This window comes from Tistlia sp. (genome assembly GCF_040905785.1).
GTDB lineage: Bacteria > Pseudomonadota > Alphaproteobacteria > Kiloniellales > DSM-21159 > Tistlia.
In genome coordinates this window covers 65,272-78,900 of sequence record NZ_JBBDQW010000006.1, presented here as the reverse complement: position 1 = coordinate 78,900, position 13,629 = coordinate 65,272, and the positions used below count along the sequence as shown (strand labels likewise).

Annotated in this window: 14 protein-coding genes; 10 read left to right on the top strand and 4 right to left on the bottom strand. The window is 72.0% G+C overall.

What is annotated here, in order from left to right; genetic code table 11:
• Positions 1 to 9: 9 nt before the first annotated feature.
• On the top strand, positions 10 to 264 hold the full coding sequence (locus WD341_RS01790) for a hypothetical protein (RefSeq protein ID WP_368423694.1): 255 nt from the start codon (positions 10 to 12) through the stop codon (positions 262 to 264).
• Here the strand turns inward: WD341_RS01790 and WD341_RS01785 are convergent.
• Positions 212 to 580 (bottom strand): DUF2513 domain-containing protein, encoded by a 369-nt coding sequence (locus tag WD341_RS01785; protein ID WP_368423693.1) that lies wholly within the window; start codon positions 578 to 580, stop codon positions 212 to 214. The two genes, WD341_RS01790 and WD341_RS01785, sit on opposite strands and share 53 nt — an antisense overlap.
• Before the next feature lie 380 nt (positions 581 to 960).
• Here WD341_RS01785 and WD341_RS01780 point away from each other — a divergent pair, with 380 nt between their 5' ends.
• The 9 genes from WD341_RS01780 (at position 961) to WD341_RS01740 (ending at position 10,732) form a co-directional block, all read left to right on the top strand.
• Entirely contained in the window at positions 961 to 1,773 is an 813-nt protein-coding gene (locus tag WD341_RS01780; RefSeq protein ID WP_368423692.1) for a YdcF family protein, read from the top strand.
• A 149-nt stretch (positions 1,774 to 1,922) separates the two neighbouring features.
• A complete protein-coding gene (locus WD341_RS01775) occupies positions 1,923 to 3,185 on the top strand; it encodes a lytic murein transglycosylase (protein WP_368423691.1) in 1,263 nt (420 codons plus the stop codon).
• 143 nt (positions 3,186 to 3,328) lie between these two features.
• Positions 3,329 to 4,276: a septal ring lytic transglycosylase RlpA family protein gene (locus tag WD341_RS01770; RefSeq protein ID WP_368423690.1), complete on the top strand. Its 948-nt coding sequence runs from the start codon at positions 3,329 to 3,331 to the stop codon at positions 4,274 to 4,276.
• A gap of 54 nt (positions 4,277 to 4,330) precedes the next feature.
• Positions 4,331 to 5,506 (top strand): D-alanyl-D-alanine carboxypeptidase family protein, encoded by a 1,176-nt coding sequence (locus WD341_RS01765; protein WP_368423797.1) that lies wholly within the window; start codon positions 4,331 to 4,333, stop codon positions 5,504 to 5,506.
• Positions 5,507 to 5,548: 42 nt separating this feature from the next.
• Positions 5,549 to 6,205 (top strand): dTMP kinase, encoded by a 657-nt coding sequence (gene tmk / locus WD341_RS01760; RefSeq protein ID WP_368423689.1) that lies wholly within the window; start codon positions 5,549 to 5,551, stop codon positions 6,203 to 6,205.
• Positions 6,202 to 7,296, top strand: a complete 1,095-nt coding sequence (locus tag WD341_RS01755; RefSeq protein WP_368423688.1) for a DNA polymerase III subunit delta' — start codon at positions 6,202 to 6,204, stop codon at positions 7,294 to 7,296. Before tmk ends, WD341_RS01755 begins: the two co-directional genes overlap by 4 nt.
• A gap of 294 nt (positions 7,297 to 7,590) precedes the next feature.
• Complete coding sequence (metG, locus tag WD341_RS01750; RefSeq protein ID WP_368423687.1) at positions 7,591 to 9,150, top strand: methionine--tRNA ligase; 1,560 nt, start codon at positions 7,591 to 7,593, stop codon at positions 9,148 to 9,150.
• On the top strand, positions 9,147 to 9,950 hold the full coding sequence (locus WD341_RS01745) for a TatD family hydrolase (protein ID WP_368423686.1): 804 nt from the start codon (positions 9,147 to 9,149) through the stop codon (positions 9,948 to 9,950). Before metG ends, WD341_RS01745 begins: the two co-directional genes overlap by 4 nt.
• Entirely contained in the window at positions 9,947 to 10,732 is a 786-nt protein-coding gene (locus tag WD341_RS01740) for an MBL fold metallo-hydrolase (protein ID WP_368423685.1), read from the top strand. Before WD341_RS01745 ends, WD341_RS01740 begins: the two co-directional genes overlap by 4 nt.
• A gap of 227 nt (positions 10,733 to 10,959) precedes the next feature.
• Here WD341_RS01740 and WD341_RS01735 read toward each other — a convergent pair whose 3' ends face one another.
• From WD341_RS01735 to WD341_RS01725, 3 genes are all read right to left on the bottom strand, one after another.
• A complete protein-coding gene (locus WD341_RS01735; RefSeq protein WP_368423684.1) occupies positions 10,960 to 11,943 on the bottom strand; it encodes an amino acid ABC transporter permease in 984 nt (327 codons plus the stop codon).
• Positions 11,944 to 11,968: 25 nt separating this feature from the next.
• Positions 11,969 to 12,817 carry a transporter substrate-binding domain-containing protein gene (locus WD341_RS01730; RefSeq protein WP_368423683.1) on the bottom strand — a complete coding sequence of 283 codons (849 nt, stop codon included), beginning with the start codon at positions 12,815 to 12,817 and terminating at the stop codon, positions 11,969 to 11,971.
• A 155-nt stretch (positions 12,818 to 12,972) separates the two neighbouring features.
• Complete coding sequence (locus WD341_RS01725; RefSeq protein ID WP_368423682.1) at positions 12,973 to 13,623, bottom strand: methyltransferase domain-containing protein; 651 nt, start codon at positions 13,621 to 13,623, stop codon at positions 12,973 to 12,975.
• Positions 13,624 to 13,629: the final 6 nt, after the last annotated feature.

Below are 13,629 nucleotides of genomic sequence, written 5' to 3'. Positions count from 1 at the left end.
GAGGAGCCGGTGACCGACCACGCGACCACGGACGCCGACGAGTACGAAGACGCCGAGGCCCGGCTGCTGGCGAAGCTCGATGGGTACTGGCAGTGCCTGGTCGACCCCGAGGACGCCGCGCTTGCCGATCGGCTGGTCGCGGCCGGGCAGCTCGAACGGCTGCGCCAGGTGCGGCGGGGCTTCCCGGCGATGTACCGGCTGCCGGCAGCCTCTACCGCTGCAGCCCAAGCTGCTCGCGAGCGTACTGCAGGCAGAGCTCCTTGAGGATCTGGTAGGCGAGCGTACCTCCGACTTCGGTCGCGCGCGCCCTCGCCTTGCTCCACACCGTATCGCTCCGGGCCGCGTCGAGGAACTCCTGACCAGCCCAGGTGATTTTCTGGGGCAACCAGCGGTCGCCGCTGGACGATCTAGCGTCCATTGCCTCGATCAGGCCAGCATCCTTGAGGAGGTAGACCTGGTAGTAGAGTTCTGCCGGCGCCTCTCGGAAGCGCCCCTCGAAGTCCGCGGTCCCGCGCGGCGGCCGATCCATCTCCTCCAGCTTGAAGAGGATCTGCCGGCACAGGTCCATGTCGCGCTTCATGGTCGTCTCCCTTGCCACCCGAATTGCCACCGCACAGCCTACCACGAGCGGATAGGAGGCTGCGCTGCAGTGCGCTGATTGCGCTTCGGCGGCGCAGAGAACTGCGCGGTAGCGCACACGAATGCGCGGCCTGCTATCGGTCTACCCGCATTTCAAGACCGGTGCCTTCAACCGCTCGGCCACCCCTCCCGCGAGGTCCCGCCGGCTTAGCAAAGCCGGGCCCGGCGGGGAAGGGCGGTCGCGCGAAGCGGCCGGGATGCGCCGGCCCTCAGCCCTGCGGCCGAGCCGGAGGCCGACGAGCCGCGCGCAAAGAACCCCTGACGCCGGCTTGACCGCGGGGGCCCGCCTCGGGCAAGCCGGTCCAAAGGGCAGGGGCGCCGATGCTGTTCTGGGTCAACAAGCTGGTCTGGTGGCTGGTCAACGCCGAGACGCTGCTGCTGCTGGCGCTCGGCCTCGGCGGGCTGCTGGCCTGGCGCGGCGGCGGCCGCTGGCGCCGGCTCGGCAACCGGCTGCTCGCCGGCGGCGTGGTCTTCGCGCTGGCGGTGGCGGTGCTGCCGCTCGACCAGTGGATCCTGGCGCCGCTGGAGCGGCGCTTCCCGCCGCCGGACCCCCACCCGGCCCGGGTCGACGGCGTCGTCGCCCTGGGCGGCGGCATCTCGGTGGGCCGGAGCCGGCAGAGCGGGCGGGGGGAACTGAACGAGGCCGGCGACCGTATCCTGGGCATGCTCGAGCTCGCCTATCGCCACCCCGAGGCCACCGTCGTCTACTCGAGCGGTGCCGGCGGTTCCTATGACCCCGACCGCACCGAGGCCGACTATGCCGGTGCGCTGGCCGAGGCCGCGGGGCTGGCGCCGGGGCGAGTCCTGCTGGAGACGCGCTCGCGCAACACCCGGGAGAACGCCCTGGAGTCCCTGCGCCTGGCCCAGCCCCAGCCGGGCGAGCGCTGGCTGCTGGTGACCTCCGCCCGGCACATGCCGCGGGCCGTCGCCAGCTTCCGCGCGGCCGGCTGGGAGGTCGAGGCCTATCCGGTCGACTTCGAGGCCTCTGCCGCGGGCGCGCCGCTGCTCTTGGACTTCGCCGGGCGGCTCCGGCGCCTCAACGGCGGCCTCAAGGAATGGCTGGGCCTGCTCGGCTACCGCCTGCTTGGCTGGACCGACAGCCTGTTCCCCGCGCCGCGCCCGCCTGTGCAATGATGCCGCCCATGCCACGTAGCCCGTGCCGCGTAGCCCGTGCCACGATGCCGCCGCGCCCGCCCGCAAGGCTCCGCACCCCCCGCCGCTCTTCGCTCGACTCGCCGGCCGTGCCACAAGCAGGCCGCTTCGACCTCGGAAGGTCCCCTCCCATGCCGAAACCCATCGCCTTCGCCCTGACCGTCGCCCTGCTGCTCCTGCTGCCCGGCTGCGCCACCCAAAGCGTCGCCGCCGGCGACGCGCAGGTCGCGCCCGCGTCGGACTCCCCGGGGCAGCCGAGCTTCGCGGACTGGCTCGCCGACTTCCGGGATGAAGCCCGGTCCAGGGGCATCTCGCAGGCGACCCTGGAGGCCGCCTTCGCCGGCATCGACGCGCCGATCGAGCGCGTCGTCGAGCTCGACCGCAGCCAGCCCGAATTCACCCTGACCTTCTGGAACTACTTCAACCGCGCGGTCAGCGACCAGCGGGTGGCGACGGGCCAGCAGCTCTACCGCGAGCATCGCGCCCTGCTCGAGCGGGTCGAGGCCGAGTACGGCGTGCCGGGCCGCTTCCTGATCGCCTTCTGGGGCCTGGAGACCAACTACGGCCAGACCTTCGGCAACTTCTCGGTGATCCACGCCCTGGCGACCCTGGCCTACGACCAGCGGCGCGGCGACTTCTTCCGCAACGAGCTCATCGCCGCCCTGGAGATCCTGGAGGCCGGCCATATCGAGCCGGTGCGCATGGAGGGCTCCTGGGCCGGCGCCATGGGCAACCTGCAGTTCATGCCGACGACCTTCCGCGCCCACGCCGTCGACGCCGACGGCGACGGCCGCAGCGACATCTGGGGCAGCCTGCCCGACGTCTTCGCCTCGGCCGGGCACTTCCTGCAGAACCTCGGCTGGAACAGCGGCGAGACCTGGGGCCGCGAGGTCCGGCTGCCCCGGGACTTCGACCACTCGCTGTCCTCGATCGACACCTACCCCGAGACCCGGCTGCCGCTCTCGGAGTGGGCGCGCCGCGGCGTCCGCGCGGCCGACGGCGGGCCGCTGCCGCAGGCCGAGGTCCAGGCCGCGCTGCTGCTGCCGGCCGGCTACGACGGCCCGGCCTTCCTGGTCTACGACAACTACCGGCGCTTCCTCGACTGGAACCGCTCGATCCTCTACGCCCTGGCGGTCGGCGTCCTGGCCGACCGGGTCGCCGGCGGCCCGCCGCTCGCCGCCGAGCCCTCGGCGGTCGAGCAGCGCCTGACCAGCGAGGAGGTCACGGAGATCCAGACCCACCTGGCGCGCCTCGGCTTCGACGTCGGCGAGCCCGACGGACGGGTCGGCCCGCAGACCCGCGGCGCGATCCGCGACTACCAGCAGTCTCGCGGCTTCCCGGCCGATGCCCTGGCCGACCCGACCCTGCTGACCCGGCTGCGCGCGGAGGGCTGAGCGGAGAGCGAAGGATTGCGACGGGGTGGCCCGGCCGGGTGACGCGCGCGGCGCCCGCGACCGCTTGCGGGCCAACGGCGCCACCTGATAGGTTGCCGTCCAATCCTGGTCTTTTTCTATCCGAGGTCCACAAGATGTTGCGGGTGATCGTGCGTCCGGCGGGGGTTCTGGCGCTGAGCCTGCTGCTCGCGCTCACCGCCTGTTCCGAGGTCCAGTTTGCCGCCCAGACGGCCAAGGGCTTCGCCGGCCCGCCGGGCAGCGAGCAGGTGGGCCGCTACAAGGTCGGCAATCCCTACCAGATCGCCGGCAAGTGGTACTATCCGCAGGCCGACCTGGCGTACGACGAGACGGGCATCGCCTCCTGGTACGGGCCCGGCTTCCACGGCAAGCAGACCGCCAACGGCGAGCGCTACGACCAGCAGGCACTGACGGCGGCGCACCCGACGCTGCCGATGCCGAGCCTGGTCGAGGTCACCAACCTCGAGAACGGCCGCGTCCTCAAGCTGCGGATCAACGATCGCGGGCCCTACAAGAACGGCCGCATCCTGGATCTCTCGAAGCGCGCCGCCGACCTGCTCGACGTGACGCGCAGGGGCACCGCCAAGGTCCGCGTCCGGGTGCTGCGCGAGGAGAGCCTGCAGCTCGCCGCGATCGCCCAGGGCCGCTCGCCCGAGCTGCTCGCCCAGGCGGGCAGTGCGCCGCCGGCCGTGCCCCTGACCGAGGTCTCGGCCGAGCCGCTCGCCGGCGCGCCGGCACCGGCCGCCCAGGGTCGCGCGGCGGCCCAGCCGGCCGTCGTGCGCTCGACGCCGCCGGAGCCGGCGCCACTGCTCGACGGCCGCATCACCCAGACGGCGGTCCTGCCCAGCGCGATCTTCGTCCAGGCCGGCGCCTTTACCGAGCCCGTCAACGCCCAGCGCCTGGCCGGGCGGCTCGACCCGCTCGGGTCGGTGCGGGTCGCGCCGGCCAACGTCAACGGGACCAGCTACTATCGGGTGCAGCTCGGCCCCCTGGCCAGCGTCGACGAGGCTGATATGCTGTTGGGCCGGCTGATCGACTACGGTTTCTCCGAGGCCCACGTCGTCGTCCGCTGACCGGCAGGCCGGCGCGGCCGGAGGCTCGATCAAGACCAACCGCAAGGGGTGACGATGCTTCAATCCGGGATTCGAGACGGGCGCCGCGGGCGCCTGCTGCGGGCGGGCCTGCTGCTGCCGCTCTTCCTGCTGCTCCTGGCGGCCGGTGACCCGCGCGGCGCCGCGGCCTTCGAGACCGAGGCGCGGGAGGCGCTCCTGGTCGACGTCACGAGCGGCACGGTGCTGTTCAGCAAGAACCCCGAGAAGGCGATCCCGCCGGCCTCCATGTCGAAGATGATGACCGCCTACATGGTCGAGGCGGCGATCGAGGCCGGCCGCATCTCGCTCGACGACGAGTTCCTGGTCTCGGAGAAGGCCTGGCGCAAGGGCGGCTCCAAGATGTTCGTCGAGGTCGGCAACCGGGTCCGGGTCGAGGACCTGCTGCGCGGCGTCGTCGTGCAGTCGGGCAACGACGCCTCGATCGTCCTGGCCGAGGGCCTGGCCGGCAGCGAGGAGGCCTTCGCCGAGCGGATGAACGAGATGGCCGAGGAGATCGGCCTGACCGGCAGCAACTTCGCCAACGCGACCGGCTGGCCCGACCCGCAGCACTACATGACCGTGCGCGACCTCGCGACCCTGGCGACGCGCATCATCGAGGACCACCCGCGCTTCTACAAGCTCTACTCCGAGCTCGAGTTCACCTGGCACGGCATCAAGCAGTCGAACCGCAACCCCTTGCTCTACCGCAACATCGGCGCCGACGGCCTGAAGACCGGCCACACCGAGGAAGCCGGCTACTGCCTGACCGCCTCGGCCGAGCGCGACGGGCGGCGCCTGGTCCTGGTCATCACCGGCCTGCCCTCGGTGCGGGCCCGCGCCGAGGAGGGCGAGCGGCTGCTGCAGTGGGGCTTCCGCGAGTTCAAGACGTACGAGCTGGCCGCCGCCGCCGAGCCGCTCGACCAGGCGCCGGTCTGGCTCGGCACCGAGGACTACGTGCCGCTGGTGCCGATGGACCCGATCGCGATCACGCTCAACCGCACCTCGCGGCCGGGCATGGAGGTCACCGTCTCCTACGACGCGCCGATCCCGGCGCCGATCGCCAAGGGCCAGGAGATCGCGACCCTGACGGTGACCGCGCCCGACCTCGAACCCCGGAGCTTTCCGCTCTACGCCGGGGCCGACGTCGAGAAGCTCGGCTCCTTCGGCCGCATCGCGGCGGCCGCCCGCTACCTGGTCCTGGGGCAGCCCTGAGGGGATCCATGACCGGGCGTGAAGCATGACCGGGCTGGACTCATGACGGGAGCCGGGGGGCGCTTCGTCACCTTCGAGGGCGGCGAGGGCGCCGGCAAGTCGACGCAGCTCCGCCGCCTGGCGGCGCGCCTTGCGGCCCACGGCTTGGCCGTGGTCGAGACCCGCGAGCCGGGCGGCAGCCCCGGCGCCGAGCAGATCCGCGAGCTGCTGGTCCACGGCACCGCCGAGCGCTGGGACCGCACGGCCGAGGCGCTGCTCCATTCCGCGGCCCGGCGCGACCATCTGGTCCGCACCATCGAGCCGGGCCTAGCCGCCGGCTGCTGGGTGCTGTGCGACCGCTTCGCCGACTCGACGACCGCCTACCAGGGCTTCGGCCACGGCCTGGCACCGGAGAAGCTGCAGGCGCTCTACGACATCGCCGTGGGCCGCCTGAAGCCCGACCTGACCCTGATCCTGGACCTGCCGGTCGAGCAGGGCCTCGAGCGCGCGGCGCGGCGCCGGGGCGGCGGCGCCCGCTACGAGTCGCTGGACCGCGACTTCCACGAGCGGGTGCGGACCGGCTTCCACGCCATCGCCGCCGCCGAGCCGGAGCGCTGCCTGCTGCTCGACGCCACGGGGACCCTCGAAAGGGTCGAGCAGGCGGTCTGGCAGAGCGTCGTCGAGCGGCTCCAGCCCTCGCTGGCCGAGGCCTGGTCGTGAGCGCGGCGCCCGAGCCGCGCGCCAACCCGCTGCTGCTCGACCAGGAGGCCGCGGAGGCACGCCTGCTCGAGGCCGAGGCTTCCGGCCGGCTGCCGCACGCCTGGCTGTTCGTCGGCCCGCGCGGCATCGGCAAGGCGACTCTGGCCTTCCGCTTCGCCCGCTACCTGCTGGCCGGCGGCGCGGCGGCGGTGGGGCAGGAGGGGCCCGGCCTGTTCGGCGAGGTGCCGGCGCCGGCGAGCCTGGCGATGTCGCCCGAGCACCCCGTCTTCCACCAGGTCCGCGCGTCCGGCCATCCCGATCTCGTCACCATCGCCCGCGAGGTCGACGCCAAGACCGGGCGCACCAAGCGCGACATCTCGGTCGAGTCGGTGCGCAAGGCTACCGACTTCCTGCGCCTGACCTCGGCCGGCGGCGGCCGCAGGCTCGTGGTCGTCGATTCCGCCGACGACATGAACCCGAATTCAGCCAATGCCTTACTGAAGGTTCTTGAGGAGCCGCCGCAAGCGGCGATCCTGCTGCTGGTCAGCCACAGCCCGGGCGCCCTGCTGCCGACGATCCGCTCGCGCTGTCGGACGCTGGCGCTGCGGCCGCTGCCGACCGAGACGGTCGAGCGGCTGCTCGGCGAGTTCCGGCCCGAGCTCGAGGCCGAGGACCGCCGCGGCCTCGCGGTACTCGCGGAGGGCTCGATCGGCCGCGCCGAGGCGCTCGCCGAGCTCGGCGGCCTGGCGCTCTACCGCGAGCTGCTGCGCTATCTGGAAGCCCTGCCGCGCCTCGACGTTGCGCGGCTGCACGAGTTCGGCGAGCGCCTGGCGCGCGACAGCAGCGGCGAGGCCTTCCGCACGGTCGGCGAGCTGCTCGAGCGCTGGCTGGCGCGCCTGCTGCGCGTCGGCGCCGGCGGGGCGCCGCCGCCCGAGGTCGTGCCCGGCGAGGCCGAGCTGATCGCCCGGCTGCTGCAACGGAGCAGCCTTGAATCCTGGCTCCAGCTGTGGGAGAGGCTGTCCGGCCTGTTCAGCCGGACCGAGGGCGCCAGCCTCGACCGCAAGCAGGCGATCCTGACCGCCTTCCTGGCCCTGCAGGCCCGCGCCGCCTAGATCGGGCGGCCGAACTGTGGCATTGAAGCCGCGCCGAAGCCGCTAGTCCCGACCTCCTAAGTGGGCAGGGACCTTTCCATCCCGTCATCCCCGCGAAGGCGGGGATCCATGGGGAGTCCGGCGGAGACCGAGGCGGAGACCGAGCCGGCGACGTCGGGGCGGCCGCGATCTGCCTATGGATCCCCGCCTTCGCGGGGATGACGGGAAGGGGAAGGCCATCGCTTGTCCCGCCTGTCTCGCCGCCCAGATGAGGAGCCCGCCGGCCGGCCGGCGCCAAGGAGAAGAAGAGCCGCGATGTCCGCTTCCGCCCGCTACTACGTCACCACGCCGATCTACTACGTCAACGACCGGCCCCACATCGGCCACGCCTACTCGACCCTGGCCTGCGACGTGCTGGCACGCTTCATGCGGCTCGACGGCCGCGACGTCCACTTCCTGACCGGCACCGACGAGCACGGCCAGAAGGTCGAGAAGTCGGCGCAGGCCAAGGGCCTCGACCCCAAGGCCTTCACCGACGCGGTCAGCGAGAACTTCCGCGAGCTGGCGCGGCTGATGAACTTCTCGAACGACGACTTCATCCGCACCACCGAGCCGCGCCACCAGGCGGCCTGCCAGGTGCTCTGGCGGAAGCTGCTCGAGGCCGGCGACATCTACCTGGGCAGCTACGCCGGATGGTACGCGGTGCGCGACGAGGCCTTCTACGGCGAGGACGAGCTGACCCGCAACGAGGCCGGCGCCATGGTCGCGCCCTCGGGCGCCGAGTGCGAGTGGGTCGAGGAGCCCTCCTACTTCTTCCGCCTCTCGGCCTGGCAGGAGCGCCTGCTGGCGCTCTACGAGGCGCGCCCCGACTTCATCCTGCCGGAGAGCCGGCGCAACGAGGTGCTGTCCTTCGTCAGGGGCGGCCTGCACGACCTCTCGGTCAGCCGCACCACCTTCGGCTGGGGCATCCCGGTGCCGAACGACCCGGCGCACGTCATGTACGTCTGGCTCGATGCGCTGACGAACTACATCACGGCCGTCGGCTATCCCGATGAAAATTCGGAGTCTTTCAAGAAGTTCTGGCCGGCGGACCTGCACATGGTCGGCAAGGACATCCTGCGCTTCCACGCGGTCTACTGGCCGGCCTTCCTGATGGCCGCCGGCCTGGAGCCGCCGCACCGCGTCTTCGCCCACGGCTGGCTGCTCAACAAGGGCGAGAAGATGTCGAAGTCGCTCGGCAACGTACTGAACCCGGCCGACCTGGTCGAGCGCTACGGGCTCGATCCCGTCCGCTACTACCTGTTGCGCGAGGTGCCCTTCGGCCAGGACGGCTACATCAGCCACGAGTCGATGGTGGCGCGCATCAACGGCGACCTGGCCAACGATCTCGGCAACCTGGCCCAGCGCAGCCTCTCGATGATCGCCAAGAACTGCGGCGGCGCGGTGCCGGAGCCGGGCGCGCTGAGCGAGGCCGACAAGGCCCTGCTCGACAAGGCCGGCGGCCTGCTGGCGCGCCTGCGCGAGGAGTTCGGCCGACAGTCCTTCCACCGCGGGCTCGAGGCGGTCTGGCAGGTCGTCGGCGACGCCAACCGCTACGTCGACGAGCAGGCGCCCTGGACGCTGCGCAAGACCGACCCGGCGCGCATGGCGACGGTGCTCTGGGTCCTGGCCGAGACCGTGCGGCACGTCGCCCTGCTGGTCCAGCCGGTGATGCCCCAGGCCATGGCAGCCCTGCTCGACCAGCTCGGCGTCGAGGCCGGGCGGCGCGGCTTCGCCGACCTGGAGACGCGGCTCCTCGCCGGCACGCCGCTGCCCAAGCCGGAGGGCGTCTTCCCGCGCTTCGTCGAGCCGGAAGTGGAGGCGGCCACCTCGTGACCGCCCTCCTTGTCGACTCTCACTGCCACCTGGACTACCTGGAGGAGGCGGGCGACCTCGACGGCGTGATCGCGCGGGCGCGCAACGCCGGGGTCGGCACGCTGCTGACCATCTCGACCAAACTCTCGACCTGGGAGGGCGTCCACGCCATCGCCCGCCGCTACCCCGAGGTCTGGTGCTCGGTCGGCGTGCATCCCCACGAGGCCGAAAAGGAAGGCCAGGAGACGCCCGACCGGCTGATCGCGCTGGCCGCCGAGCCCGAGGTCGTCGGCATCGGCGAGACCGGCCTCGACTTCTACTACGAGCACTCGCCGCGCAGGGCGCAGGAAGCCTCCTTCCGCAGCCACATCGCGGCGGCGCGCGAGACCGGGCTGCCGCTGATCGTCCACGCCCGGGACGCCGACGACGAGACCGTGCGGGTGCTGCGCGAGGAGTACGCGGCCGGCGCCTTCCCCGGCGTCATCCACTGCTTCACCGCCGGACCGGCCCTGGCCGAGGCGGCGCTGGAGATCGGCTTCTCGATCTCGCTGGCCGGCATCGTCACCTTCAAGACGGCTGACGCCCTGCGCGAGACCGTGCGGCGTGTCCCGCTCGACCGCCTGCTGGTCGAGACCGACGCGCCCTACCTGGCGCCGGTGCCCTACCGCGGCCGGACCAACGAGCCGGCCTACGTGCCGCACACGGCCGCGCGCCTCGCCGAGCTCAAGGAGGTCACGCTCGAGGCGCTGGCCGCGGCGACCACGGCGAACTTCTTCCGGCTCTTCGCCAAGGCCGTGGCGCCGGGCGCCGCCGCCCGATGAAGGTCACGGTGCTCGGCTGCGGCGGCTCGGGCGGCGTGCCGCTGCCCGACGGCTCGCCCGGCGGCGCCTGGATCGACTGCAACCCGGCCGAGCCGCGCAACCGCCGGCGCCGGGTCTCGATCGTGGTCGAGACCCGCGGCAAGGTGCTGCTGGTCGACGCCGGACCGGACGTGCGCGAGCAGCTGCTGACCTTCGCGGTGCCGCCGATCGACGCCGTGCTGCTGACCCACTGGCACGCCGACCACTGCCACGGCCTCGACGACCTGCGCGCCATGGCCTACGCCAAGGGCGGCCAGATCCCCGCCTACATGTCGGCCGAGACGCGGCGGATGCTGACCGGGCGCTTCGACTACATGTTCCGGCACGCCGCCCCGCGCCACCAGCAGTACCCGACGATCCTCGAGGAGCGCACCTTCGAGTACGGCGCCTTCGAGGCCGAGGGCGTGCCGGTGCGGGCCTTCTGCCAGGACCACCGCGGCGTCGAGAGCGCCGGCTTCCGCTTCGGCTCTTTCGCCTACTCGACCGACGCCTGGAAGCTGGACGAGGCCGCCTTCGCCGCGCTCGAGGGCGTCGAGACCTGGATCGTGGACTGCCTGGCGATGAAGCCGCACCCGACCCATTCCTGGTTCGAGCAGACTATGGAGTGGATCCGGCGGGTCGGGCCGAAGCGCGCCTACCTGACCCACCTCAACCACACCATGGACTACCGCCGGGTCCTGGCGCTCTGCCCCGAGGGCGTCGAGCCGGCCTGGGACGGCCTGGTGCTGGAGCTGCCGGAGTAGGGCGGGGCGCTGCCACGCCCTTCGACAGGCTCAGGACGAAGCAGAAGGCGGTGCGGGTCGGCGGGGCGTTGCGCCGACCGTCCGCATCGTTCCGAGCCTATCGAGGGACGTGGGAGCGCTTGGACCGGCTCAGGGCGAAGCCGACACCCGCACCACAGTCTGCTTCACCCTGAGCCTGTCGAAGGGTGAAGGCACCGGCCCCGGCCCCGGCATCGGCCCCGCCGCCCTCAGCGCTTGTCGGCCTTGCCGTAGTGCCGCTCGATGCGCGCCTGGACCAGCTCGAAGCAGAAGGAGATGACCCAGTAGATCACCGCCGCGGTGATCAGCATCTCGAAGTAGCGAAAGCCGGCGCGGCCCTGGGTGCGCGCCAGGTACATCAGCTCCAGCACGCCCATCACCGAGACCAGGGAGGAATCCTTGAGCATGGCGATGAACTGGTTGCCGGTCGGCGGCACGATCAGCTTCATCGCCTGGGGCAGCACGATCTTGCGCAGGGTCAGGCTGCGGCTCAGGCCGAGCGAGGTCGCGGCCTCGCCCTGGCCGTAGGGCACGCCCTGTATGCCGGCGCGGAAGATCTCGGCGAGGTAGGCGCCGTAGCAGAGCGAGAGCGCCAGGATGCCGGCCGGCACGGCCTCGAGGTGGACGCCGAACTGCGGCAGGCCGAGATAGATCAGGAAGATCTGCAGGAGCAGCGGCGTGCCGCGGAAGAAGGAGATGTAGAAGGTCGCGATGGCGTAGGCCGGCCCGCTGTTCGAGAGGCGCGCCAGGGCCCCGGCCAGGGCGATGAAGCAGGCGAAGAAGATCGAGGCCGCCGACACGCCGATGGTCAGCACAGCACCGGTGCCGATCATGATCGGCAGGCGCTCGACGATGTAGGGGATGTCGAGGTCGAAGGCGTAGACGAAGAGCACGAAGGTCGCCAGCAGCTGGCCCCAGACCAGGCCGATCTGCCAGAGCAGCGGCAGGAAGGACAGCAGCCAGAAGTCGAGGATCAGGAAGCCGGCGATGAGCGCCGCGGGCAGTGCGCGTGCGGCCAGGGCCGAGGCCTCGCCGAGGCCCTCCTCCGGGACGACGCCGAAGAGGGCGAAGGGGCCCTCGCCGGTCGTCCAGGCCGAGAGGTCGAGCCAGAACAGCAGCCCGAAGAACAGCAGAAAAAGGAACGGCCGGCGAATCCCCGGCCGTTCCCATCCTTCGAAGAGCAGGTCCAGCACGCGCCGGCCGCCGCCCGGTTCCCCGCTACTTGTCCGCGGAGGTCAGATCGACGCCGTACCACTTCTCCGACAGCTCGCCGAGCGTGCCGTCCTCGTGCAGCGAGGCGATGACCTCCTGGATCTTGGCGTCGAACTCCGGGTCGCCCTTGTCGGTCGCCACCGCCAGCGGCTCGTAGAACACCGGCTCGCCGAGCACCTTCAGCGGATAGCCCGAATCGATGGCGCCCTGCACCGTCGGCAGCGCCGAGAGGCCGGCGTCGAGGCGCACGCCGTCGCCGAGGCGCAGGTCGTCCATGACGTTGAGGTCGGTGTCGTAGGTGCGGATCTCGCCCGGCTCGACCAGGAACTCGAAGGGCGGCACGCCCTCGGCGTCGATCGTCAGGTTGCCGCGCAGGTAGTCCTCGTAGGTGCAGGCGGCGCAGACGCCGACCGTCTTGCCCGAGAGCTCCTCGACCGAGCCGTAGCTCGCGTCCTGGTGCACGAAGAAGCTCGCCGGCGTGTAATAGTAGATCGCCGGGAAGTCGAGCACCTCGGCGCGCTGCTCCGTCGGCGTCATCGAGCCCACGGAGACGTCCCAGCGGCTGCCCCAGTGGCCGGCGGTGATGACGTCCCACGCCGGCGTCACGAACTCGACCTCGGCGCCCAGTCGCTCGGCGATGGCGGTCGCGACGTCGATGTCGAAGCCCTCGAAGCTGCCGTCCGGCTTCTGCGAGGACTGCGGCGGGTAGGCGGGATCGGTCGCCACCTTGAGGGTCTTGCTCTCCATCACCCGGTCGAGCACCTCGCCGGCCTCGACGGCGCCGACCAGCGCGCCCTGGGCGACGCCGAACCCAGCGGCAAGCGTGATGGCGGTGAGAAGTGTCTTGCGGTTCATGCTGTGCCTCTCCCTGTCTGCTTCGGGCGTTCCGGCGGAATCGCCTGCCGCGCGGCTTGGCGCCGCTGCCTTTTGCGCAAACGAGGCTAAGCCAAGGCGGCGGTCAGCGCAACGCGGGCGGTCGCGGGCGGCGAGCGGTCGCGGGCGCCTGGCGCTCAGGGCCGGTGGCCGACGAAGACGCTGGCGCCGCGATGCAGGGCGTAGGCGAGGCAGTCGGCGGGCGAGGGCTGCCAGACCTCGAGGTCGAAGCCGGCCGCGGCGATGCGCTGGCGCAGGTCGCGGCCATAGTAGCGCACGTGGTCGTGGCGGCCGAAGTGGAGCTCGCGCAGCGCCGGCGTGTCGATCGCCGGGTCCTCGTAGGTCCGCTCCCAGCCCTCGACGACCGGCACCGTGATCACCGCCAGGCCGCCCGGCGCCAGGATCCGGAACATCTCGGCGAAGGCAGCCCGGTCGTCCGGGATGTGCTCGAGCACGTGGTTGGCCATGACCGCGCCGAAGCTGCCGGCGGGCAGGCCGGTCGCCGTCAGGTCGAGCGCGAGGTCGACCTCGGGGTCGGTCAGGTCGCCGGTCACGTACTCGGCGAGGTCGGCAAGCAGGGGCTCCAGGATGGCCTCCGGGGAGACGTGGAGCAGCCGGCGCCCGGCGAGCGGCGGCCTGCGGTCCGGGTGGCCTTTCAGGTAGAGCGCCAGCAGGCGGTGCCGCTCGCGCGCGCCGCAGTGCCCGCAGCTGGCGTTGCGGCGTCCGGAGCGCGGATGGTCGCGAAAGGGTCCGGTGACGCCGCACACCGGGCAGGCGAAGTCGGACAAGGGTCG

What these genes read in the sequence shown, in the direction of transcription:
- WD341_RS01785 (WP_368423693.1), bottom strand. Translation starts at nt 580, where the DNA reads ATGAAGCGCGACATGGACCTGTGCCGGCAGATCCTCTTCAAGCTGGAG.
- WD341_RS01780 (WP_368423692.1), top strand. Translation starts at nt 961, where the DNA reads ATGCTGTTCTGGGTCAACAAGCTGGTCTGGTGGCTGGTCAACGCCGAG.
- WD341_RS01775 (WP_368423691.1), top strand. Translation starts at nt 1,923, where the DNA reads ATGCCGAAACCCATCGCCTTCGCCCTGACCGTCGCCCTGCTGCTCCTG.
- WD341_RS01765 (WP_368423797.1), top strand. Translation starts at nt 4,331, where the DNA reads ATGCTTCAATCCGGGATTCGAGACGGGCGCCGCGGGCGCCTGCTGCGG.
- tmk (WP_368423689.1), top strand. Translation starts at nt 5,549, where the DNA reads ATGACGGGAGCCGGGGGGCGCTTCGTCACCTTCGAGGGCGGCGAGGGC.
- metG (WP_368423687.1), top strand. Translation starts at nt 7,591, where the DNA reads ATGTCCGCTTCCGCCCGCTACTACGTCACCACGCCGATCTACTACGTC.
- WD341_RS01740 (WP_368423685.1), top strand. Translation starts at nt 9,947, where the DNA reads ATGAAGGTCACGGTGCTCGGCTGCGGCGGCTCGGGCGGCGTGCCGCTG.
- WD341_RS01730 (WP_368423683.1), bottom strand. Translation starts at nt 12,817, where the DNA reads ATGAACCGCAAGACACTTCTCACCGCCATCACGCTTGCCGCTGGGTTC.